At 41.6% G+C, this 22,840-nt stretch carries 26 protein-coding genes; 16 read left to right on the top strand and 10 right to left on the bottom strand.

Annotated features, from left to right (window positions below):
• Positions 1–73: 73 nt before the first annotated feature.
• From V7O67_RS00205 to V7O67_RS00190, 4 genes are all read left to right on the top strand, one after another.
• The gene (locus V7O67_RS00205) at positions 74–547 is read left to right on the top strand and encodes a Zn-ribbon domain-containing protein (protein WP_406670455.1); all 474 of its coding nucleotides are present in this window, start codon (positions 74–76) and stop codon (positions 545–547) included.
• A 23-nt stretch (positions 548–570) separates the two neighbouring features.
• Entirely contained in the window at positions 571–1,317 is a 747-nt protein-coding gene (locus V7O67_RS00200) for a heparan-alpha-glucosaminide N-acetyltransferase (RefSeq protein ID WP_342304014.1), read from the top strand.
• Between the two features lie 59 nt (positions 1,318–1,376).
• Positions 1,377–3,218, top strand: coding sequence for a hypothetical protein (locus V7O67_RS00195; protein ID WP_342304015.1), 1,842 nt, complete (start codon positions 1,377–1,379; stop codon positions 3,216–3,218).
• 227 nt (positions 3,219–3,445) lie between these two features.
• Entirely contained in the window at positions 3,446–3,841 is a 396-nt protein-coding gene (locus V7O67_RS00190) for a hypothetical protein (RefSeq protein WP_406670453.1), read from the top strand.
• Between the two features lie 179 nt (positions 3,842–4,020).
• Here the strand turns inward: V7O67_RS00190 and V7O67_RS00185 are convergent, their stop codons facing one another.
• From V7O67_RS00185 to dinB, 3 genes are all read right to left on the bottom strand, one after another.
• Positions 4,021–4,290, bottom strand: coding sequence for a ferritin family protein (locus tag V7O67_RS00185; RefSeq protein ID WP_342304017.1), 270 nt, complete (start codon positions 4,288–4,290; stop codon positions 4,021–4,023).
• Positions 4,291–4,307: 17 nt separating this feature from the next.
• Entirely contained in the window at positions 4,308–4,592 is a 285-nt protein-coding gene (locus tag V7O67_RS00180; protein ID WP_342304018.1) for a ferritin family protein, read from the bottom strand.
• A gap of 142 nt (positions 4,593–4,734) precedes the next feature.
• Positions 4,735–5,823: a DNA polymerase IV gene (dinB, locus tag V7O67_RS00175; RefSeq protein WP_406670452.1), complete on the bottom strand. Its 1,089-nt coding sequence runs from the start codon at positions 5,821–5,823 to the stop codon at positions 4,735–4,737.
• A gap of 121 nt (positions 5,824–5,944) precedes the next feature.
• Here dinB and V7O67_RS00170 point away from each other — a divergent pair, with 121 nt between their 5' ends.
• The 4 genes from V7O67_RS00170 (at position 5,945) to dapB (ending at position 8,241) form a co-directional block, all read left to right on the top strand.
• Entirely contained in the window at positions 5,945–6,232 is a 288-nt protein-coding gene (locus V7O67_RS00170) for a hypothetical protein (protein WP_342304020.1), read from the top strand.
• Positions 6,233–6,363: 131 nt separating this feature from the next.
• Positions 6,364–6,558 (top strand): 30S ribosomal protein S17e, encoded by a 195-nt coding sequence (locus tag V7O67_RS00165; protein WP_406655609.1) that lies wholly within the window; start codon positions 6,364–6,366, stop codon positions 6,556–6,558.
• Positions 6,559–6,577: 19 nt separating this feature from the next.
• Positions 6,578–7,453 carry a 4-hydroxy-tetrahydrodipicolinate synthase gene (gene dapA, locus V7O67_RS00160; protein ID WP_406670449.1) on the top strand — a complete coding sequence of 292 codons (876 nt, stop codon included), beginning with the start codon at positions 6,578–6,580 and terminating at the stop codon, positions 7,451–7,453.
• A complete protein-coding gene (gene dapB, locus V7O67_RS00155; protein WP_342304023.1) occupies positions 7,450–8,241 on the top strand; it encodes a 4-hydroxy-tetrahydrodipicolinate reductase in 792 nt (263 codons plus the stop codon). Before dapA ends, dapB begins: the two co-directional genes overlap by 4 nt.
• 199 nt (positions 8,242–8,440) lie before the next feature.
• Here dapB and pyrI read toward each other — a convergent pair whose 3' ends face one another.
• Genes pyrI through V7O67_RS00140 form a run of 3 tightly spaced genes read right to left on the bottom strand, consistent with a single transcriptional unit; the run spans position 8,441 to position 10,326 of the window.
• Positions 8,441–8,911, bottom strand: a complete 471-nt coding sequence (gene pyrI / locus V7O67_RS00150; protein ID WP_342304024.1) for an aspartate carbamoyltransferase regulatory subunit — start codon at positions 8,909–8,911, stop codon at positions 8,441–8,443.
• Positions 8,908–9,834, bottom strand: coding sequence for an aspartate carbamoyltransferase (pyrB, locus tag V7O67_RS00145; RefSeq protein ID WP_342304025.1), 927 nt, complete (start codon positions 9,832–9,834; stop codon positions 8,908–8,910). Before pyrB ends, pyrI begins: the two co-directional genes overlap by 4 nt.
• A gap of 51 nt (positions 9,835–9,885) precedes the next feature.
• Positions 9,886–10,326 (bottom strand): DUF5788 family protein, encoded by a 441-nt coding sequence (locus V7O67_RS00140; protein WP_342304026.1) that lies wholly within the window; start codon positions 10,324–10,326, stop codon positions 9,886–9,888.
• Positions 10,327–10,405: 79 nt separating this feature from the next.
• On the opposite strand from V7O67_RS00140, the gene V7O67_RS00135 reads away from it, so the two are divergent.
• Both V7O67_RS00135 and V7O67_RS00130 read left to right on the top strand, forming a co-directional pair.
• The gene (locus V7O67_RS00135; RefSeq protein ID WP_406671499.1) at positions 10,406–11,704 is read left to right on the top strand and encodes a bifunctional hexulose-6-phosphate synthase/ribonuclease regulator; all 1,299 of its coding nucleotides are present in this window, start codon (positions 10,406–10,408) and stop codon (positions 11,702–11,704) included.
• A gap of 1 nt (position 11,705) precedes the next feature.
• The gene (locus V7O67_RS00130) at positions 11,706–12,464 is read left to right on the top strand and encodes an A24 family peptidase C-terminal domain-containing protein (protein WP_406670446.1); all 759 of its coding nucleotides are present in this window, start codon (positions 11,706–11,708) and stop codon (positions 12,462–12,464) included.
• Between the two features lie 219 nt (positions 12,465–12,683).
• On the opposite strand, the gene recQ is transcribed toward V7O67_RS00130, so the two are convergent.
• A complete protein-coding gene (gene recQ / locus V7O67_RS00125) occupies positions 12,684–14,798 on the bottom strand; it encodes a DNA helicase RecQ (RefSeq protein WP_406670444.1) in 2,115 nt (704 codons plus the stop codon).
• Positions 14,799–14,952: 154 nt separating this feature from the next.
• Between recQ and guaA the strand changes: the two genes are divergently transcribed.
• The gene (gene guaA / locus V7O67_RS00120) at positions 14,953–15,867 is read left to right on the top strand and encodes a glutamine-hydrolyzing GMP synthase (protein ID WP_406670442.1); all 915 of its coding nucleotides are present in this window, start codon (positions 14,953–14,955) and stop codon (positions 15,865–15,867) included.
• Positions 15,868–15,896: 29 nt separating this feature from the next.
• Positions 15,897–16,937, top strand: coding sequence for an archaeosine biosynthesis radical SAM protein RaSEA (locus tag V7O67_RS00115; protein ID WP_406670440.1), 1,041 nt, complete (start codon positions 15,897–15,899; stop codon positions 16,935–16,937).
• Between the two features lie 19 nt (positions 16,938–16,956).
• Here the strand turns inward: V7O67_RS00115 and argB are convergent, their stop codons facing one another.
• Together argB and V7O67_RS00105 are read right to left on the bottom strand one after the other, a co-directional pair.
• A complete protein-coding gene (gene argB, locus V7O67_RS00110) occupies positions 16,957–17,850 on the bottom strand; it encodes an acetylglutamate kinase (protein ID WP_406670438.1) in 894 nt (297 codons plus the stop codon).
• Between the two features lie 172 nt (positions 17,851–18,022).
• Entirely contained in the window at positions 18,023–18,313 is a 291-nt protein-coding gene (locus V7O67_RS00105) for a non-histone chromosomal MC1 family protein (protein WP_406655591.1), read from the bottom strand.
• A gap of 423 nt (positions 18,314–18,736) precedes the next feature.
• Between V7O67_RS00105 and mptA the strand changes: the two genes are divergently transcribed.
• Positions 18,737–19,693, top strand: a complete 957-nt coding sequence (gene mptA, locus V7O67_RS00100) for a GTP cyclohydrolase MptA (protein ID WP_406670437.1) — start codon at positions 18,737–18,739, stop codon at positions 19,691–19,693.
• 54 nt (positions 19,694–19,747) lie between these two features.
• On the top strand, positions 19,748–20,065 hold the full coding sequence (locus V7O67_RS00095; protein WP_342304035.1) for a DUF2098 domain-containing protein: 318 nt from the start codon (positions 19,748–19,750) through the stop codon (positions 20,063–20,065).
• A gap of 28 nt (positions 20,066–20,093) precedes the next feature.
• Here V7O67_RS00095 and V7O67_RS00090 read toward each other — a convergent pair whose 3' ends face one another.
• Positions 20,094–21,035: a nucleotidyltransferase domain-containing protein gene (locus V7O67_RS00090; RefSeq protein WP_406670435.1), complete on the bottom strand. Its 942-nt coding sequence runs from the start codon at positions 21,033–21,035 to the stop codon at positions 20,094–20,096.
• Positions 21,036–21,211: 176 nt separating this feature from the next.
• Between V7O67_RS00090 and V7O67_RS00085 the strand changes: the two genes are divergently transcribed.
• Both V7O67_RS00085 and V7O67_RS00080 read left to right on the top strand, forming a co-directional pair.
• Positions 21,212–22,402 (top strand): M20 family metallopeptidase, encoded by a 1,191-nt coding sequence (locus V7O67_RS00085; RefSeq protein WP_406670433.1) that lies wholly within the window; start codon positions 21,212–21,214, stop codon positions 22,400–22,402.
• On the top strand, positions 22,399–22,836 hold the full coding sequence (locus V7O67_RS00080; protein WP_406670431.1) for a GNAT family N-acetyltransferase: 438 nt from the start codon (positions 22,399–22,401) through the stop codon (positions 22,834–22,836). The genes V7O67_RS00085 and V7O67_RS00080 overlap by 4 nt, the downstream gene beginning before the upstream one ends.
• Positions 22,837–22,840: the final 4 nt, after the last annotated feature.

Below are 22,840 nucleotides of genomic sequence, written 5' to 3'. Positions count from 1 at the left end.
TGAGCCTGCTGTCTATTACATGCTTGTCGTAAGTGTTTTAATATATCATTATGCTTATATAATTCGGTGAATCATGCCTCACAAATGTACCAGATGTGAATCTATCTTTGATGACGGTGCTTCTGTCATATTGAGCGGATGTCCTAATTGTGGCTGGAACAAATTCCTTTACGTAAAGGAAGATGAGCTTGAGAAGTCAGTTACCAAAAGTACTGAAGAATCTGAACACGAGGAAGTGCACAATGTTATTGACGAAACCTCCTCTGCAAAAACAGATGATAAACCATCTGAGCCTATCGTCCGTGAGATCGATGATATCATTGGTGATGATAAGGACATGGACAGTGTTACCGAGGAGGAAGGTGATCGTGTGGAATCCGTACGTATCCTTGGTCCTGGTTCATATGAACTCAATCTTGATTCTCTTCTCGACCGCAAGGAAATAGTCATGGCGATAAAGGAAGATGGAGCCTATGCACTGCACCTTGGCTCTGTTTTCAAGGATAATAAAGATAAGAATCGGGATAAGAAAAAGAAGAGAAAGTGATATTTTTCTTTCAGGGCCAGACAATGGATAAGATCCAGAAAAAACGATTCTTTGAAGTTGACGCTTTCCGCGGAATGGCCATCTTTCTGATGGTTATCTATCATTTCTTTTTTGACCTGGATTTTCTCGGAATCTATGAATTTAACACACATTCCGGCATTCTACTTGTTATCGGACGCAGTGCCGCAATTCTATTCATTTTCCTTGTGGGCGTTTCCCTAACACTAAGTTATTCCCGTGCGTTATCCTTACACGGCACACAGAACCAGTTCTCTCATTTTCTCAAAAGAGGTGCAGGTGTCTTTTCATGGGGTCTTGTAATCACAGTTTTCACAGCTGTTTTTCTTGCACGAGGAACAATCTATTTTGGAATACTGCACCTAATAGGTGTTTCTATTATCCTTTCATATCCATTTCTAAAATACAGGAACTTCAGTCTGATTGCAGGTATTCTAATCCTGTTTGCAGGTATTTTCATGGAAACTGCCTATGCAGATTTCTCCTGGCTGCTCTGGCTTGGAATAAAACCCTACGGTTTCTATACTCTTGACTACTTCCCACTGATTCCATGGTTTGGTGTTGTGTTGTTGGGAGTTTTTGCAGGGAACCGCCTGTATCCTGATTATCAGCGGAGTTTCAGGATGTGTGAGTGCGAGAACAATTCTGTTGTGAGATTGCTGGGATATTTGGGGAAAAAGTCGCTGCTGATATATTTGGTGCATCAGCCGGTGATTGTTGGGATTTTGTTATTGTTTCTAATACATATGTAATATTTTTAAGCATATTTATAATGGATGTATGTGTATTCATCTCTTGAATTAATATGTCGATGAAAGAACTAGAATTTGAAACCTGGTTGCTTAATGAATTGAAAGAGAGAAGATTTCATGAATTAATTGATAACTTCGATGAAATCAAGAATTTAGCAAAAGCCTATGAAAAAGATTCATTCATATCCAATTTGCATGGTTCTTTCAATCAACTACTAGTTCAAAATTGGTCCCAAGGAATTCTATTGATGGAACAATTGAAATTGGTAGATAATCAAATCGATATTATTAAAGGAAAAGGAAAGCCAAGTCAAATAGACATACTATTTCGAATCGAAGAAAAAGGTCTTTTTTCGATTGTAGAATTGAAAAGGCCGTTATCTCAAAAGAGTAAGAATAAATCAACAATAAGGGAAGCAGTTTCCGAAATATTAGGGTATGCAAATGGATTATCCACTGTATTTCCTGGGTTGCCTAGTAAAAGTCACTTGCTTATAATCGTATCTTCGGAATGGCCACAAATTATTTCAAATGCTATTTCTTTGCTATCTTCATTCCATGGATTTTCTATAATTGAAGTCAATGCAGAATACAAGAGTCCAGATGAAATTAGGCTGACTATAAGAAATCCTACTGATTTGTATTTGTCCAAAAAAGGGGGAATCAGCGCCGACATAGTCGAGTGTTTTAGCTTTGAATTTTCTGATGAAAATATTAAGCTTCAACTTTTACTAGATATGATTAAGCAGCAGCTACAAGGTTCTGATTTAAATGGATTTTTAATTTTATCTCAACCTTTAAAAAAGTCAAATGTAGATAACTTTATTTTGTCCTTTTGCATTATCAACCCATATTTACTATTACATAGCACGCTTGATGAAAGTGCTATTTCGTTAGTCAAGCAGAGTTTGGGATTACCATTTGAGTGTAGTATAGACGATGTAAAACTGGAATTGAATAATATTGCAAGAGAATGGAATTCAGGAATTGAATCAACTCTTTTAGAGAGCTTTAGTTTATTAAAATTATTCGGTATAGAAATAACCCCCTCGTTCAAAAAATCAAATTTGGGTTATTTTGTTAGTTATGGGCACAATGAAGAACTGATTTTCCACATTGATTTTATTGGTTTTATGACTGATTATTTTGTTCTTTGGTTCAAAAATGAAAAAAACAGAACTTTGATACAGAAATTCTGTTCGAATTTAGAAGGATGGGCGTATTATGAACAAATCCAAAGAAATCCTTTAACGAAATTATTTGCTATATCTGAATTATTTCAGATATCGGAGTTCAGAAGGGAAATCATAACTGCACATGATGTTTTTCTGCATGGAAGAAAATGGGGTAGAATTACAAATATTGCACTAATGGGTAGTAGTGAGGAATATGATTCGGAATTCCCTTTTTTCTTTATAGGTTTTGCTAGGTCTCCTTTTAAGATACCTATTACTATGGGGAAAAAAGGTATTGCAGAAAATGGTGAGAAATTTGTTGAAAGTATGTGTGAATTGTTATCTGATAGAGGAAATCCTGTTTATGGCTATCTTTTATTGATAGGTTATCTTTTGGAATCCAAGCTTTATATTCCCGAATCTTTGAGTATAAATACGTTTGTGCTTACTAATTTAGAAGAGCGCATTACTAATTTAATAAGATTAGTGGAAGAATCTGGCTACGATGATTTTTCCAATGAACTATCTAATTTGATAAAACATATTGATTTTAGTAACTATTGTATAGGATTATCAGATGACGTAAAGAACAGTATTGCTACATTTGAGACATTTTTAATAAATGACAATAGCATTGATTCTATTGGTTGGCAATATCTCGCAGGCCCAACGGTATGGACTTCTGATTTTAAAAAAATTAGTAACTATTCAGCCTACCACAATTAGCCTATTGATACTGATTTAATCAAAACGGAGATGTTTGCTCACTAACAACCTAAGAATCAAAAAAGCAATCAATGGCAACAATCAAAATTAATGATCCTAATAAAATGTAGGTCTCAACTTTTTGTCAAGATTGCTATTGATAGTGTTTTTATCAGGCTGAATAGTTACCAAAAATTATTAAATCTGATATTAAGAAGCCTTCATTTATCTATCCAATAGTTGTTGTATTGCCGAATGGAGATTTCGGTTACAATGGTTTGGAAAAAATTCCAGACACAATGCATCTTATAGATATCTGGAAAAAAACGGATATAGATTCTGAATTCCTAGCTATAGATTTAGGAGAAAATGCGGGTGTTGTAAGGAGAATCCCATTTGGAGATGACAATAATCCCGGTGTGGTTATAGATGAACGCTATGTTGAATATAATTCAAAAACAGAAGTAATAATTTGTCCAAAAAGTACCAATGATGTTGATGGTCCAAAATGCGTCTTATCATGTCAAATTTGTCCCATAAAAGGTTTGATTGATGTGCCAATGTTCAAGTCATTTTTATCAAAGTGCACCCTTCCAATGGATGAGAGAAAAAAAATGATACTGACAATTTATGAAAATATGTAATTTTTCACTTCACAAAAGTCCCGTTTCTGTAATCCTCAAACGCCTGCTGCAATTTGTCCCCTGTGGTGACAGTCTCCCCGATGGGCTTGCTGTTCATCAACAGGACACGTACGCCACTCTTTCCGGCATATCAATAAAAAAAGAATGTGATGCCGTTTATCCCGACAAACATCACTATGTTATTTTTTTGTCAGTGAATAGTCTACCATGACCTGCAGGAATTCACTGTCCACTTCCATGAGGACTGTCTGGAACATGGCGGCATGTACTTTTTCTTCTCTGGCTATGTCAAGCAGGATGATCTTGAGGTCCTCGTCGTCGGTAAGGTTTGCCATCTGTTCATACATGTTTATTGCATCGAACTCTGCCATGATGGCAACTCTCATGATCTCCTTGTCAAGGTCTTCTTTACTTACTTTTTCAATATCGATTGGAACTTCTGAGAACAAACTATCATCTCCCGGAGTTATTTTTCCAATTCTTCATCTACTTCTTCTCTGCCGGCTTCAAGTTCTTCTACCTGCTCCTCGTCCATTCTTAACAGGAGTGTCTGGAACTCTCCGATGTGGGTCTTTTCTTCTTTTGCAACATCAAGCAGAACTCTTCTTACTTCATCGTTCTCGGTCATATCTGCCATCTGCTCGTAAAGATTGATTGCATCCAATTCTGCGATAAGTGCAGCCCTGAGCATTTCTTTATTTATGTCTTCCTTGCTCATCTTCGTAATATCTATGGGTACTTTTGAAAACACTCTTTCACTCCCTGTTTACCATTTCTCTAACTGTGGATTGATTGGTTCTTCGAATATTTACTATTCAAACGTCTGAACCTACTCCCATTTATTCATGAGCGGCCTGATTACTTATATCTGCCGAGACTTGTCAAAAAAGATATTACAAAAAATCACTCAGAAATGTCTGTCTTTCATCAAGTTTCTCAAGTTTTGTGACTCCCACGCCAAGTAATCTGAACCTTCCCTTTCCAATGAACTCCTCCATCAGATTCAAAGCAGCCTTTGTTATAGCTTCCTTATCAGTGGTTGCTGCATGCAGGGTCTTTGCCCGTGTGTAAGTTCTGAAATCTTCAAAGCGGACTTTTATTGTCACTGTCCTGAATCGGAAATGCTTTTTGATAAGTGATACATGCACCTTCTCTGAAAGCTCGCTAAAGGATCTCTCAATTTCCAGAGGGTCATATATGTCTTCGTCAAAAGTATCCTCGGTACTTATTGATTTGACTACATCGCGTTCCTTCACTTCGCGCGTGTCGATACCGTTTGCAAGCTGATGCATCAGGACTCCTGATTTCCCGAAACGTGCAATAAGAAGCTGTACATCAATGGTAGCAAGTTGTCCTACCGTTTCTATACCCATTTCCTTCAGGATGGGCCGGGTCTTTTTCCCTATGCCGGGTATTTTCGAGACAGAAAGAGGAAACAGAAAATCTTCAACCTCTTCAGGCCTTACGACTGTCAGACCATCGGGTTTGTTGAAATCAGAGGCTATCTTGGCTATTATTTTGTTAGGCGCCACTCCGATGGAACATGTGAGTCTCTGCAAGCGCTTGACTTCACTTTTTATCTTTTCTGCAAGCAGTATTGCAGACTCGTAATCACTTATTGAATCTCCGATATCTATGTATGCCTCATCCACGCTAACCTGCTGGAACCTGTCTGCAAAGATGCGTATCAGGTCCATTATGTTTGCTGAAACTTCCTTGTAGAGTTTCATATTCACAGGCAGGTAGACTGCATCAGAGCAGAGCTTGTATGCTTTGGATATGGGCATTGCTGAATGTATCCCGAATTCTCTTGCTTCATATGAACATGTGCTGACAACACCTCTCCCTTTTCCTTTTCTTGGATCCGAGCCAACGACCACCGGAAGTCCTTTTAGTTCCGGCTTCTCCCTGGCCTCCACTGATGAGTAGAAACTGTCCATGTCCACATGGAGTGTTATTCGTTCTCTGGATGAGTTTTCCATTCAACACCTATTATATTCAGGGATTTAATTAAATTATGCATCTATTTTCTTCCTGCAAGATTCATTGCTGACGGAATCCTGATATAATATCACAGACCTTGAACAGATAACAGGTGCAAACATGTATACATATATAGCAATTCTGGCTTATGTTGTGGTTCTCTTCCTTACTTTGCGGGATGTTCGCATATATAAAAGAACCCGACTAGACTCTTATCGTAAGGGTGCTATGAAAGGTATATTTGCATCAGCTCTCGTTATGCTCGGTGTACTGTTCTCTTTCTCTAATCCTAATCTCGGGCTTTTGGTGGTACTCGTTGCTCTTTTTTTCAATCAAAAAGGCACAAGAGAACCTGTTTTTAAAAATGCAAAAGCAATTGACCGCCTTCTGGGAAAGACAGATATATAATAAAGTTCTCTGGTGCAGTTCCAGTATTCCAAAAGATATAAATGTAAGAGTCTTTATTATAAGCCGATACACACTTAGTGTCATAACTTTAAGTCCAATTTACAATTTCATCATACTAATGGAGAATTTTCATGGGAAATATTAGACAGACTAATATCAAGAACATTGCATTACGCTTAGTTGATAATTATGGTAACAGTTTTACAACAGACTTCGACACGAACAAGCACCTTGTAACAAAGTACACAACTATCGAGAGCAAGGTTATCAGGAATCGTGTTGCAGGCTACGTAACAAGAAAGATGACCCACAAGCCTAAAGAATAACCTTTGAGGGGACGATCCCATGTTCGAAGGAGTTCTACCCGCGCTTGTAACCCCGTTTTCTAAGGATAATACAATTGATTCTGAAAGTCTGAGGAATATTGTCTCTTTTGTTGAAGACGGCGGTGTTTCAGGTATAGTTGCCTGTGGTACGACCGGTGAATCGGCAACTCTCTCAATGGCTGAGCACAAAGAGTTGATCGACATTGCGATGGATTGTGCCAGTGTACCGGTAGTAGCTGGTACAGGGTCCAACAATACGGTTGAGGCGGTGGAACTTACCAAACATGCGGCTGATGTGGGAGCTGATGCAGCTCTTGTTATTTCTCCTTACTATAATAAGTCCAATAAGGCCGGGCTCATGGCCCATTTCAAGGCTATAGCCGAAGCTGCGGACATTCCAATTATTTTATACAATGTACCTTCCCGTACAGGGCAGGACATACCTTTGGAAGTCATTGTTGAGCTTTCAAAAGTAGAGAACATTGTCGCTGTAAAAGAGGCAAGTGGCAACCTTGTAAAAGTATCTGAGATACTTGAACAGACCGTGGATGAAGATTTTGCCGTTCTTTCTGGAGAGGACGGACTTACATTTCCAATACTTGCCATGGGCGGAGCAGGTGTAATATCCGTTGTTGCAAACGTAGTCCCTGAAATGATGGTAAAGCTTTACGATGCCGTAAACGCCGGTGACCTTGAAACAGCAAGAAAGCTTCACTTTGAAATGGCACCCTTGATCCGTGAATTATTCACAGAGACCAATCCTATTCCTGTGAAGCGTGCCGTAGAACTTCTCGGTCTGTCAAGCGGGACAATGAGACTTCCTCTTGCACCTCTTAGTGAAGAGAACAGTGTTGAACTTGAAAATGTTCTCCGCAGCATGGGGTGTATTGCATGATAAATGTTGGAGTCACAGGTGCTTCAGGACGGATGGGTAGGCTCATCATTGACAATATACTCAGGTCTGAAGATGTCTGCTTAACGGCCGCATTTGATCTTATGAACATTGGTAAGGACGTTGGTGAGGTGGCCCAGATCGGAACTTTGAGTGTGCCGATATCTGATGTAAGTGACATGGAATCCGTTCTAAAGGAAACCGGCACAAAGGTACTTATTGATTTTACAATTGCAAATGCTACAGTTGTCAATGCCCCAAGGGCGGCAGCAGCCGGTGTGAACCTTGTCATAGGTACGACCGGTTTTACTCCTGAACAGAAAAAAACAATTGAGGACTCAATTGTAGATAATAACGTTGCAGGAATAATCTCACCTAATTACTCAGTTGGTGTAAATGTGTTCTTCAGGATTCTCCATGAAGCTGCAAAATATCTTCCTGATACAGACATTGAGATAATAGAAGCCCACCATAACCAGAAGAAAGATGCTCCAAGTGGTACTGCAAAAGGTGCTGCTGAAGTTATCAGTGAAGCACTGGGTGGTAAGGACTATGTCTATGGTCGTGAAGGTCTTGCTCCCCGTGGAAAAGAAATAGGTATACATGCTGTTCGAGGTGGGGATATTGCAGGTGACCACACAGTTCTCTTTGCCGGTGACGGTGAAAGAATTGAGATAAAACACCAAGCCCACTCAAGGCAATCATTTGCAGGCGGTGCAGTAAAAGCAGCTGCATGGATTGGCAATGCTGAACCTGGGCTTTATACTATGCGGGATATTCTTGGCCTTTAATGGCAAAACCTTTTTTTTGGCTTGTTCATGTGTGGCACATTTCTCTTTCTCTGTGGGCACAAAACATAACAATAAATCATGAACAATGGCCAATCATATTATATATGTGCTAATATATAATTGAAGGTGTAACATGCGTATTTTAATGCCATGGTTACTACCTCCAAACGTTTCTTCTTTTTTATTTTTTTAACTTGCCCTAGAGTAGATTCTCTGCAATATTTTCTGATATAACCCTGGCACAATAAAAGCATCTGAGTTTCAGGCCTGTGTCTTCAGTAGTTACTTTGAATTTTGAAGTGATTGGTTCGTTGCTGTTGGAAATACAATTGGGGTTTATGCACCCTACAACACCTTCTACAAAAGATGGGATATGTACTTTGTTCTTGCGTGTTACATTGAAGTTACGTATGATGTTGATCGTTGCATTGGGTGCAATAAGTGCTATCCTGTCGACCTCTTCAGCCTTAAGTTCACGGTTCTCGATTTTGACAACATCTTTTTTCCCATATATTCCATGGGAATTTATCAGGACACTTACAACTCCATGGGATGAATCCGGCAGTCCGAGTATTTTCAGCACAATTAACGCTTTACCTGAAGTTATGTGGTCGATCACAGTCCCATTCTCTATTCTGCGCACTCTCAGTTCTGTTTCAATTTCAGTCATTCTATTGCCCCCAGAACCAGCCCTAAAAGCGCCATCCTCACAGGCACTCCGTAGAATGCCTGCTTGAAGTAACAAGCGTGGGGTGTATCGTCAATTCTGGTATCTATCTCATTAACTCTTGGAAGGGGGTGCATGATCTTCAATTCCGGTTTCACCCCTTTCAATGTTTCCATTGTGACCTTCAGTCTGTTGGCAACCTTTTGGTATTCAGCCGGGTCCGGGAACCTTTCCTTCTGTATGCGTGTCATGTAAAGCACATCAACATCATTGATGGCATCCTCAATAGAATCCGTTTCAACGATTTTTGCACCTCGCGCTACGATGTCACTGATTATTTCTTCTGGCATGCTCAGTTCTTTTGGTGATATCAGTGTTATATGGGCACCGTAATGGGATAATGCATAGCAGAGGGAGTGAACTGTCCTTCCATATTTCAAATCCCCGGCCAGTGCAATTTTAATTCCTTCAAGGTGGCTTTCACGTTTTATGGTATAAAGGTCAAGCAATGTTTGTGTTGGATGATGGCCTGCACCGTCTCCTGCATTAAGAATAGGCACTCTTGAAAACTCAGATGCAAGTTGTGCTGCCCCTTCTTTTGGGTGACGCAACACAATAGCATCGACGTACCCATCAACAACTCTCACGGTATCTGCTAGTGTTTCTCCTTTGGCTATGGAACTTGCATCCACGGAACCCAAATTCAGTACGTCTCCTCCCAGTCTTATCATTGCAGTTTCAAAGGACATCCTGGTCCTTGTACTTGGTTCAAAAAAGAGGACTGCAAGAACTTTTCCGGCAAGAAGATCTGATTTATGTTTCCCATGTGCAATGGGCTCCATTTTTTCAGCAGCATTGAGGATATGATCGATCATTTCTCTTGAGAATTCCCTCATGGAAATGATATGTTGGTCCTTGAATTTCATTTACTACTAAAGGCATTACATGGGATATAATAGTTGCCTGATATCCAGCTTTCATTTTTCTATTATATCTTCTGTCAATGAATTCCAATCATCTGTATTCACATCGTTGCATATATGCCTGTTTTTGAAAATGACTTTTCTCTTAGAGGATATTGTCAGTTCCTTGAGGTCCATGACAGCCCGCATAACACCTGCAGCCCTATCAAAGGTTTCTTTTGCCTCCTCGCGGCTCAGATGCTCATGTTCAAGACATTCCTCATATTCTTTTTCTTTGTCACTTAAAAGTTCCAGAAAGCGCTCTATGTTTCCCAGGTCAGCCTCTTCAAGTTTGGCTTTATTGACGATTTCCCAGACAACTTCATGAAGATTTACATTTTTTCCTTCGATACATACTTTATTTGGTATCTGTTCTCCTACCCAGAAAAGACATTTATGAAGTCTGTTAAGCAATTTTTGTCGTTCCTTATCAGATAATTCTTCGCTTTCAGTCATTTTTCCCCCAATTATTTCATAATATACCATTTTTGCGTGATTAAATTTATAGGTTTTCAAGTATTTTGGTAGTGTAAGTATTTCCAAAGGTGATCAGATTAAACCTATAATTCAGGTTGCCCTGGATCTTCTGGAAACAGATCGTGCTATCCAGATAGGGCATGAGGCTATTGAGGGCGGTGGCGACTGGATAGAAGCCGGCACACCCCTTATCAAAAGTGAGGGCATGGATGCCATCAGAAAATTAAGGGAAGCATTTTCCGGAAAAGTCATCGTAGCCGACATGAAGATTGCAGACACCGGTTCCATGGAAGTCGAAATGGCTGCGAAAGCAGGTGCTGATGTTGTTGTAATACTTGGAAGTGCGGATGATTCCACGGTTCTTGAGGCTGTCAGGGCAGCAAAGAAATATGGTGCGAGAATCATGGCTGATTTGATATCGACCTCAGATCCGGTATCCCGCTCAAAGGAGCTGGAAGAGATGGGTGTCGATATTATCAACGTGCATGCCGGAATAGACCAGCAGATGATGGGTAAAGATTCACTTTCCATCATGAAGGAAGTTGTGGCGCAGGTAAGTATCCCCGTTGCAATAGCAGGTGGACTTGATGCGGCATCGTGCTCTGAAGCCGTTTTTGCTGGTGCGAACATTGTAATAGTTGGCGGGAATATTGTTCGCTCATCCAATGTAACTGAATCATCAAAGGCTATTCGGCAAAGTGTTGACTCTCCTTGCGCAGCACCTATATTGAAAAGCTCTCCCGACGAAGAGATTCGAAAGATACTGGAAGGTGTTTCAACTCCCAATATTTCGGATGCAATGCATCGTAAAGGTGCTATGCAGGACATATTTTCTATGGTTTCCGGGAGGAGGATGATTGGCACTGCAGTCACCGTCCAGACCTTCAAAGGTGACTGGGCAAAGGCTGTGGAGGCTATAGATGTGGCCGGCAAGGGAGATGTTATTGTTATCTACAATGGCAGCAGGCATGTGGCCCCATGGGGTGGTCTTGCGACCCAGAGCTGCCTTAATAAGGGAATTGCAGGTGTGGTCATAGACGGAGCAGTAAGGGACATTGACGATATACGTTCCATGGGCCTGCCTGTCTTTGCGACCTGTAACGTCCCCAATGCAGGAGAACCCAAGGGATTCGGTGAAATAAATGCTGAAATCGTATGTGGAAACCAGACCGTAAGGCCGGGAGACTATATTATAGGAGATGACAATGGTGTCGTGGTCATACCCCGCGAGCGTGCATACGAAATCGCAAGGCGTGCAAAGGAGGTCGAGAAGACCGAACAGCGCCTTTTCGAGGAGATAAGCAGGGGATCAACCCTGTCAGAGGTAATGAAACTTAAAAAATGGGAGAAACACTGAAATGATGGAAATACTGAAAGTGCTTGCATGCATGCCTTTTTTACTTTACGCCTGCTACTCGGATATAAAAACACGCAGGGTTGTTAATGAGGTATGGGTGGTGATGTTCGGCGTCGGTTATGTCTTCATCCTCTACGACCTTATGAGACTCGGCCTGCCTTACCTTGTCAGGAATGTGCTTACGTTCATCTTCATTTTCATCTTCGTGTATATCCTTTTCCAGCTCGGAGCTTTCGGGGGTGCCGATGCGAAGGTCCTTATGGTCATATCACTGATAGTCCCAACTTTCCCGGCAATAATGATAGGTTCGACTTCACTTCCGCTTGATGGAATTCCGCTTATCAATTTGTTTGCCTTTAGTGTATTTGGCAACTCTATAATACTTACAATAATAGTTCCAATTGGGCTGTTCCTGTACAATCTGATAAAAAGTCCATCGGAATCTCTAAGGCGTCCCTTCTACATGTTCATTGGTTACATCATGCCGATATCAAAGCTGGAAAAAGGACACTTCCGTATGATCGAGTCATATGGCAAGACAAAGGAAGGAATTGAATTCAAATTCTCCAGATCAGGTACTGAACTTAGTTCTGATGTTATATCCGAACTGAAAGGTTACCGCAAGGAAGGCAAAGTAAAGGAGGGTGTGTGGATAACCCCTGGGCTCCCATTCATGATTCCGATAACTGCAGGTTTTATCACTGCAGTGGTTTTTGGAGATCTTATATTTTATCTTACAATGCAGTTCATGATGATGTGAACTGTTTTTTTCTTTTTCATTAACTTTTAATATTCCAAACTCTAATCTATAATTGGAGGTGGGTTATATAGAAGAAAAAACCCCTGAAGATAAAAAGCAGAAAAAGGAAGATGTAAAAGAGGCAAAAATCAGTCCAATTCATCCTGGCGATTCCAGGGTTCGCCCAAAAAGACATTTGTTGGATACCTGCGAATAATTGGACGTGAGCATTGGTTTGTATCATTTTCCCATTATAAGGGATTGATACACGTTTTTTATTTCATCATCAGAAAAAACGCCGCCTAGTTTGTCTTTTATCATTTTGACAACATCTTCTTCCAGGGCATCCATTGTCCTTACCAGTAGTTCCTTTTCAAGCTTCGGTTTTGAACTTGCCAGAGGCGCAGATGCAACAGGTTTTACAGTTTTCTTTTGCACTTCATTATCCGAAATTTTCAGTTCATGTTCTGCCTGCTTATTTCCTTCCAGTTCATCACGATGTTTTGCAATCTCTTTCAGGAAGAATTTGCCGTATTTCTTGAGTTTGTACTCGCCGACACCTGTGATCTTCAACAGCTCTTCATTATTTTCAGGTTTTTTAGTGGCCATTTGGCGAAGACTTGTATCAGCAAATATGATATATGGTGGCACATCCTGCATCTGGGCCATGGATATACGCAATTCTTTGAGTTTCTCAAAAAGGTCTTTGTCGGGATCATTACTTACCTTCCTGTGTATCACAGAAGGTGACTGTTCAGATATTTCATCTCTTTCAGGAGATTGTGTCACTGGTTCATAATCGGCCTGATTCTCTTCGTCTACTTTTCGCGTAAAGGTCACCATTCTTTTGCCGGACAGGACTTCCTCACTCTTCCTGTTGAGTTTGAGGAGTGGGTAACGTGCGCCTTCCACTTTGATGACATCCTGACGTACCATATCCCGGGCCATGTCCATCCAGTCAGCTTTAGGATACATATCGCCCTGACCAAAATTCTTGAGAAGCTGGTGTTTCTTATCTGTGATCTTTTTTGCCCTGCTACCTGTAAGCACATCAATTACATGGGTCATGCCAAAGCGCTGGTCAAGTTCATTGATACAATTAATCAGCAGCTTTGCATCTTCTGTACAATCGATTTTCTGTCTTGGTTTAAGGCAGACATCGCATTTGCCGCAATTGTCTTCTGCAAGTTCTTCTCCAAAATAGCCAAGAAGGACCTTCCTGCGGCATGTAGTACTTTCACAATATGCAACCATTTCCTGGACTTGTTTAAGGGCGATATCCCTCTCTTCTTTCTTCCCTTTTTGCTTTATGAAATATTCAATCCTGTACCTGTCTCCGCGGCTGAAAAAAAGGATACATTCACATTCAAGTCCGTCACGTCCGCCCCTTCCTGTCTCCTGATAGTATCCTTCCAGGTTTTTTGGAAGGTCATGATGGATAACAAAGCGGACATTGGACTTGTCAATCCCCATCCCGAAGGCGATAGTTGCCACAATGATGTCCACGTTGTCCTTGATGAACATTTCCTGATTCTTTTCTCGCCGGGAATCGCTAAGTCCTGCATGGTAGGGAAGTGCATTAAAGCCATCCTTCCTGAGTTTGGCAGCTAAGGTGTCTACATTCCTGCGGCTCTGGCAATAAATTATCCCGCTTTCTCTCCTGTGCTTTCTCAGATATTTCAGGATTTGGTTATAGGTGTCCTTCTTTGGCTTGATTTCGTAAAGCAGGTTCTGCCGGTTAAAACTGGCAACATAGGTCTTGCAGTTCCCGATGCCCAGTTGGACTATCGTGTCTTCCCGCACCTTGGGAGTAGCGGTGGCTGTCAAGGCAATAATGGGTACATCAGGGAACTTTTTCTTAAGAAAACTGAGCTTGCGATATTCCGGTCTGAAGTCATGCCCCCATTCGGATATGCAGTGGCTCTCATCAATGGCAAAAAGACTCACCTTTGCCTTCTGTATCAATGATATAGTATGGGACATAGTGAGTCTTTCAGGTGCCACATACAGTATCTTGATTTCATTATTCTCGATTTCCCTGTAGATTCTCTTTGATTCGGCTTGATTCAGGGTGCTGTTCAGGTATGCGGCACTTATTCCGCTTGCCTGCAAACTGTCAACCTGATCCTTCATAAGAGAAATAAGTGGAGATACAACAACAGTCAGTCCATCCAGCATAAGAGCAGGTAACTGATAGCACAGGGACTTTCCTCCTCCCGTAGGCATCAGTACAAAAGTATCCCTGCCTTCAAGTACATCCCTGATAATGTCTTCCTGAAGGGGACGAAAACATGAGTAACCAAAGTACTTCTGGAGAGTTTGATGCATCTTTTGACCATACTTGTTTTCCTGCATATATGTAACCGCTGTATTTAATTGTCTGCTAAGCAGGGTGAAAGTATTCTGTGGATTTTTGTTTTTTCTCTCTGGTAAGTCTCTTATGTTCGGGAGAGCATTAATATGTACGAAATACTATTTCAGGGTAAATCCCATTTTGGAGTTCTCATTCATGGTTAAAGTAGAAAAATTCATTCCAAAAGCAGTAGATAAGATCAGCCAGCAGGTCGATGGCAAAGCCATCATAGCACTCTCCGGAGGTGTTGACAGTTCAGTCTGTGCAATCCTGGCCCACCGTGCCATAGGTGACAGGCTGACACCTATCTACATTGACACAGGCCTGATGAGGAAAGGAGAAACCGAAAGGATAAAAGAGATTTTTTCCGACATGAACCTCCAGGTCGTTGACGCAAAGGATCGCTTCCTCGGAGCCCTTGCAGGTATCGAGGATCCTGAAGATAAACGTAAGGCTGTGGGCGAGACTTTTATACGTGTTTTTGAAGAAGAAGCAAGATTACTGAAAGCTGAATATCTCATACAGGGAACTATTTATCCTGACAGGATCGAATCAGAAGGCGGAATAAAGTCACACCATAACGTAGGTGGTCTTCCTTCTGTAATGGATTTCAAGTCAATAGTGGAACCTATAGAGGACCTGTACAAGGATGAGGTAAGGGAAGTAGCACGTGCCCTTGAACTTCCGCATGAGATTTCCGAAAGGATGCCGTTCCCTGGCCCTGGACTGTCGGTAAGGATAGTAGGCAAGGTGACCGAGGAACTGGTGGATATTGTAAGGGAAGCTAACGCCATCGTTGAAGAGGAGCTCGTAGAGCAGTTCCATCCGTGGCAGACCTTCGCGGCTATCATCGGTAAAGGGACCGGTGTAAAAGGTGATGTCAGGGTCCACGGCTGGATTGTTGCGGTGAGGGCTGTAGGTTCAAGAGATGGCATGACTGCAGAGGCTATGGAACTGCCCTGGGATGTCCTGAGCAGGATCGAATCCAGGATAACTGCACAGATACCCTCTGTTGCCAGGGTCCTGTATGATATTACTCCAAAGCCACCTGCTACAATAGAGTTCGAGTGAATAATTGATTTATGGAAGAGTTCAGGCAAATGTCCCTCAATAAAGCAGTCCTTGAGATAAGGAACAGGCAGAGGGTTAAACCCTCTTCTCCTGACAGGCCCTGTGCGGCATGGACAGGCACCGACCTGCTTGATGACCGGAAAGTCGACACTCTGACTGTTATTTTCAGGACATCAGGATGCTGGTGGGGTAAGGCAGGAGGCTGTACAATGTGCGGTTATGTCTATGACAGTGCCCAGACCGTTCCTTCTGATGATGACTTGATGGCTCAGCTTTCCCGGGCAATGAGGAAAGCTTCGGATTTTGATAAGTTCATGGTCAAGATATTCACTTCAGGCAGTTTCCTCGATACAAAAGAGATACCTCTTGAGGTACGGCACAAGATGCTGGCTGAGCTTGATGTGGATGAAAGGGTCGTAAAAGTGCTGGCTGAAACACGCCCTGAGTTTATAACTGAGGAAAGTGTAAAAGATTGTGTAAGCATTCTCAAAAACACGGATTTTGAAGTTGCAACGGGTCTTGAAACAAGTTCGGATGCCATTCGCAAACAATCTATCAACAAAGGTTTTACTTTTAAGAATTTCACCGATGCCGCCACTGCGGCAAGAGCAAATGGTGCAACAGTAAAAACCTATCTAATGCTAAAACCGCTGTTCCTGTCGGAGAAAGAGGCATTGGAGGATATTGTAAAGACCGTACGTGATGCGGCACAGTATTCTGATACATATTCTATCAATCTCTGTAACATCCAGAATGGCACATTTGTGGAGAAGCTATGGCAGAGGGGACAGTATCGTCCTCCGTGGTTGTGGAGTATTATTGATATTCTGAAAAGGACTAAGGAAGAGTTTCCCAATGTGGTAATAACTTCAGACCCGGTAGGTGCAGGTTCAAAGAGAGGCCCTCATAATTGCAAGAAATGCAGCAGGGACGTTGCAGATGCCATACGGCAGTTCTCGCTCACTCAGGATCTTTCATGCTTTGAGCATCTTTCCTGTGATTGCAAAGATCTATGGGAGCAGGTCTTAGAACTCGATGATCACACATTTGGCAGTCCGATAACGGATTAAAATGAATTAAGATGAGTTCTTACTCATCTTCTTTTTTGTATACCATTGTTCCTATTCCGGAGTCTGTGAATAGTTCCAGTAGTATGGAATGAGATATGCTTCCGTCGATAATGTGAACTTTCTCAACTCCACTTGTTACTGAACCTGCGGCACTTCTTATCTTAGGTATCATCCCACCTGAGATTAGCCCGCTGTCGACCATGTCATCAATTTCATCAATGGCAACCCTTGATATGCGTGAGCTTCTGTCATTGATATCTCTCAATAGTCCGGGCACATCGGTCATAAGGACAAGTTTCTTGGCTCCTATTGCAGCTGCAATATCGCCGGCTATTGTATCTGCATTGAGATTCAGGGCCTTTCCGGCCAGATCCGTGGCAATTGGTGATATTACTGGAATATAGCCTTCTTTTATGACAATGTTCAGTATCTCCGGGTTTATTATCTCAGTATCTCCGACCCATCCAAGATCAACTTCATGCTCGACACTTTCGATGACCACTTTCTGGGATGGTTTTTTCTTTGCGATAATCATCCTGCCATCTTTGCCGGAAAGTCCTATACCTTTGCCACCATGGCTGCCTATGAGTGAGACGATTTCAGTATTGATGTTACCGACAAGGACCATTCTTGCTATCTCCAGGGTTTCGTCGTCGGTTATGCGTAAACCACCTACGAATTCCGGTTTCTTGCCCATGCGTTCCATCTTTTCCGTGATCTCAGGTCCTCCTCCATGAACAATTATAGGATGGATGCCTACGTACCTGAGTAAGACAATATCCTGTACGATGTCGCTCATTATTTCAGGGTTGACCATGGCATGGCCACCTACTTTGATTACCATTGCGGAGTCATGGAATTCACGTATATAAGGAAGCGCTTCTATTAGCACGTTCTCTCTTTTGAGTGTCATGATATTTCACCTGCTATCATTTATTATAAGCCCGGTATCTGCATGGCTATAACTTCGGAGCTTACTATTAATAGGGTTAAATGATTTAAAAGTTATTTCTGCTACAGGCAGCAGATATGTAAAAAAAGATGTTTAAAACAAAAAGACCCATGAAATGGGTCCCTCATGAAATTCAGATCTTGTCCAGTTTTTCAATGCCTACTTTCTTTACGAATGGCTTGTTGATCTTGTCAGGCATCCAGTCAGGCTTGTTCTTTGGAGCTGCAACCATCTCTCTCCATCCCTTGAATATGTGGATCTTCTTTGTTCCACGCTCACGAAGCCTGATATCTTCTGGCTTTGATTTTGTTCCTTTTCCTCTGTTAGCTACCTTCAATGCTGCCTGACGTGGCTGCTTTCCGGTGAACACCCCATGTTCATTTCCTTTCTTGTCTCTTAACACAAAGTTTCTTGTTTCAGACATCTTGTCACCTCGTAATCATTATGCGATTACCACTGCTTATCGTATTTAGTAGATCAAGTATATATATTTTTCTTCTAATGTCGTCCTTTGTTCTTGATTTAACACATCTACCACAATTTTGACCATTTATTACCTGTCACTATGGCCTGATTTTTATAATATTTGTGCTGGGTTATCGTTCATTAGAGAGCGGCATGCCGCAACATGTCAAGTATACTTGATTTATTAATTGGCTATTTATCTCATATGTATCAGGTCGCAGTTACTTGTTTTGTATCTTGTATCTTCTTCTGTATCCATTTTGTTTTCTTTTAGTCGTGGGCTCTTAACACAACATTTACATGCAATGAGTCCCTTGAGCATGATATAATTTCTATCCATCATTATAAGGTGGTTTGCCATCTTTTAATTTGAGGTAATATCATGGAAGTTCCAGTTGTCAAACTACCGGATATACAGGCTAATAAGCCTCAAATCCCAATCAACCTTACCCGTGTAGGGGTTACTAACGTAAAGAAACTTGTTGAGGTCAAGAGAAAAGAAAAACGTCCTGTTGTTCTTATAGCTACGTTCGATATTTTCGTAGACCTTCCTTCTCATTTAAAAGGGGCAAACCTGTCGCGTAACTTCGAAGCAGTTGACGAGGTTCTTGAAAAAGCAGTCAATCTACCTGTTTATGAGATTGAGCAGCTGTGCAGCGATGTGGCGCAGAGTCTGCTGACGCGTCATGAATATGCAACCCGTGCAGAAGTGATCCTGAAAAGTGAATATGTTATAAAAAGAGAATCCCCTTCTACAAAAATGGAATGTCAGGAAGTAGTGGATATCTTTGCGGAAGCAATTGCATTGCGTGGGGAAGGGGAAAATATGGTTGTCAAAAAACTCATAGGTGCTGAAGTAGTCGGAATGACTGCTTGCCCCTGCGCGCAGGAAATAATGAGAGATAACGCCAAACAGGAGCTTGAAGCTATGGGGATCGACAATCAGAAGATTGCCGAATTCCTTCACAGGGTACCCATGGCAACCCATAACCAGCGTGGACGTGGCATAATCTCAATCGAAGTAGAAAATAATCAGTTCGTTTCCCTGGAAAAGATCATTGAGATCATTGAAAATTCCATGAGCTCAAGTGTTTTTGAGCTCCTCAAGCGTTCCGATGAGGCAATGGTTGTTCAGAGGGCCCATAACAATCCCAAGTTCGTGGAGGATTGTGTACGTACGATGGCGAAAAATGTCGTAAGGGAGTTCCCTTCGTTGGCTGACGAGGCCATCATAACTATAAAACAGGTTAACGAAGAAAGTATTCACAGGCACAATGCCTTTGCTGAAAGAGTTGCAAAGATTGGTGACCTGCGTCTTGAAATCTCTCAGGATGCTTAAACTTTTAAACTGCCCATGTTCATTGTACACTAAGTGAATTACAGGAGTTGCGCTATGACAGATTCTGAAATGATCGAAGCTCTGGACGTTGATGGAAATCCAATTGTAATTGACTCTGTGGTAAGGTACCTAAATACTGGTACCGTAGGCAGGGTTCTCGAGCTTAAGGAAGATGAAGACGGTGTCTGGGTATTGATGGATACCACAGGTCTTTACTATAAGCCGGAAACACTTGTTCTTGCAGATGCAAGCGAGATCATCAAAGAAAAAATAGAACGTAGTTCTGTTAAAGATGCTGAATCCTATCTAGACGATTATTCTAGTGTAGATGACATTGGCGCTGACATTGAACAGGTAACTGGCGGAGGTTAATCCGCCAAATGAATTTTTTTTAAATATGTTAAATAAGACCTTCTTTTTCAAGCAGTGTCAGGGAACGTATCCATTCTCCTTTTGGTTCTCTTGACGTGCCCACTACAAGTCTTTTGAGGTTTCCTACCTGCTCTACCGTGCCGCTGGCTTCTATTACTTCGCCGGCAAGAGCCTGGCCTGCATAGGTATGTGTATAGGAAAGTACATGGTCAATTTCCTCATGCTCAACTATGTATACTGAAGGGCTGTCAAATGCGAGATCCGCATTCACGACCTTTGCTTCGATTTTCATTTTTCCAATATCTTCTCCCCTCTGAATGGACTCATTTATCTGTTCCCAGTCGCGCACAAAGAGAAGATCAAAATATGTTCCTTCAACCATTCCACGGTTGCCTTTTCTTTTCTCATGGGCAATGAATTCCTTAAATGAAATCTCAGGGATGCGTTTGTTGTATATTTTCTTCCACATCGTTTCGTCAATATCTTCAATAGGCCCGCTTTCTGACTTTGCTTTTGCTATTGCGTCCCTTGCAATGAACCACTGTGCACCATAGACTACAAAATCTATATCTGAGCCTTCATTCTGAAGCCCCGGTAAAAGTGAACCGGTAACGCCCATCATTTCTCTGCTGATGCCTGCTTCTTCAAGGGTGTCAACAACCACGGCAACTCTTTTGTCAGAATCATACAGTTCTTCAATCACATCGTTTGGTCTAAGGACTTTTTTAATACTGTCTTCGGGAACCACATGTACATCCTCTACCCATTCGGGCCGGTTCTCGCGCATAAAATCAAAAGATACGTCAAAATCATATTTTTTGTAACGGATACCATTGAGTTCTCTTTCTCCGTTCTCATCCGGCACGTACCTTAAAGTTGACCTGATGCCGTGGGGATGGAAATAATCGGAAACTGCGAAAATCCAGTCATCTTCTGTTATAAGGAAGTCCCTTATCCTTGTTTTTATCATCTTTAGCCTTCCTGGTAATTTTCCGGTGTTTTTCCGGCAGTTATTTGTACAGGTAAAATGCCTCTTAACATAAAAATAGTGCTGACATAATTCTTGTATCAAATACGATACATACTTTTGATTACATAGTTTGTTTTGTATAATTTATGTTAATAGTCTGTGTGAGGTGAAATAATTTGCAATCCTTTGAAAAATGGGTACAGCATACTCGCCGTGAGTTTCACAGGAATCCAGAACTAAGTTTTCATGAATACGAAACACAGTCCCGGATAATGTCAATTCTGGAAGAGCTTGGAATTGATTACAGAAAGATTGCTGATACAGGTGTGCTTGCAGAGGTCCGCGGCAAGGGTCTTGGTCCATGTATAGTCATCCGTTCGGACATTGACGCACTTGCAGCACATGAGTCTCTTACTAAGTTAAATGAAACCTATATCTCCGGGAATCCGGGAGTTATGCATGCCTGCGGTCACGATGGTCATATGGCTATCGTGCTTGGGGTTTCCCGGCTTTTTCAGGAACAAAGGGATAAGTTCAATGGGACCGTTCGGTTGATATTCCAGCCTGCTGAGGAAGTTCCTCCCGGCGGAGCTGTAAGGGTTATAGAAGAAGGAGGCATTGAAGATGTGGATGCCATTATCGGTCTTCATATATTCGGTGACGTCGATTCGGGCAAAATAAACATACGCCCGGGTCCTTTCATGGCAAGCTCGAATCGCTTCACCGTTAAGATATTCGGGAAAGGCGGGCACCACTCAACACCTGAGTACTGCATCGATCCCATAAAAATGGCTTCTGAATTCATATGTTCTCTTAATTCCTTGATATCCCGGAAAGTACCTTCTTCGGACTATGTGCTTGGTTTTGGTACTATCAACAGCGGTAAGCAGTTCAACAGGACGCCGGATGAGATCGAACTAGTGGGCAGTTTCAGGACATTTGATGATGGGGATACTGATGTCATAGAACAAACGATGTCTTATATTCTTGATTCCTTAATGGTTTCCTATTCACGAGAAGACTTTGATGGAGTTCCTTCTTATGAACTTGAAGTTTATCGTGGTTATCCTGTACTTTTCAATGATCCTCTTTTTACAGAAGCAGCTTCAAAATTATTAAAAATGAAGTTCCCCATTGTTAACACTCATGTAAATGCAATATTCGGTGCGGAGGATTTTGCATATTACCTGAGAGAAGTGCCGGGAATGTATGCCATCATTGGAACAAGAAATCTGGAAAAGGGTATTGTGGAAGGGAATCACTCTTCCAGTTTTGATATCGATGAAGATGTACTAATCATTGGTGTTGAGTTGCTATCTTCAATAGCACTCGATTTTTTGAAAAATTCCGGAGCATATCTGGAATGAACATAATCTCATTTTCATCAGACCTTTCTTCAAAAACAAAGTCATTTGTACTTGGTGTACTTGCAGATGAAGGATTCGCGTATGATCCTCTGAAGGACTTTGACCTCGATGACATAGGAGGCAATTATCTCCGTGCAGGTGGTGCATTTTTCATATCATTGCACGATGGTAAGGTCGTTGGGACATCTGCTGTGAGGTGTTTGGATTCGGATTCCTGTGAAATCAAGCGGTTATATGTAAAAAACGAATGTCGTGGAAAAGGCCTTGGTCTGGCTCTTTTCCGAAAGGCACTGGATTTTGCAGAACGGAACTATTCATCTATACAATTAAAGACAGACAGTTCTCTTGAAAAAGCTATATCGATGTATCTAAGGCATGATTTTATTGTTATAAAAGAAGAGAACGGAACAGTTTATTTTGAAAGATCCGTGTAGCTGC

Source organism: Methanolobus sp. ZRKC4 (assembly GCF_045291305.1).
Lineage (GTDB): Archaea > Halobacteriota > Methanosarcinia > Methanosarcinales > Methanosarcinaceae > Methanolobus.
Note: the sequence above shows the minus strand (reverse complement) of the source record. Positions and strands in the feature narration are given on the sequence as shown.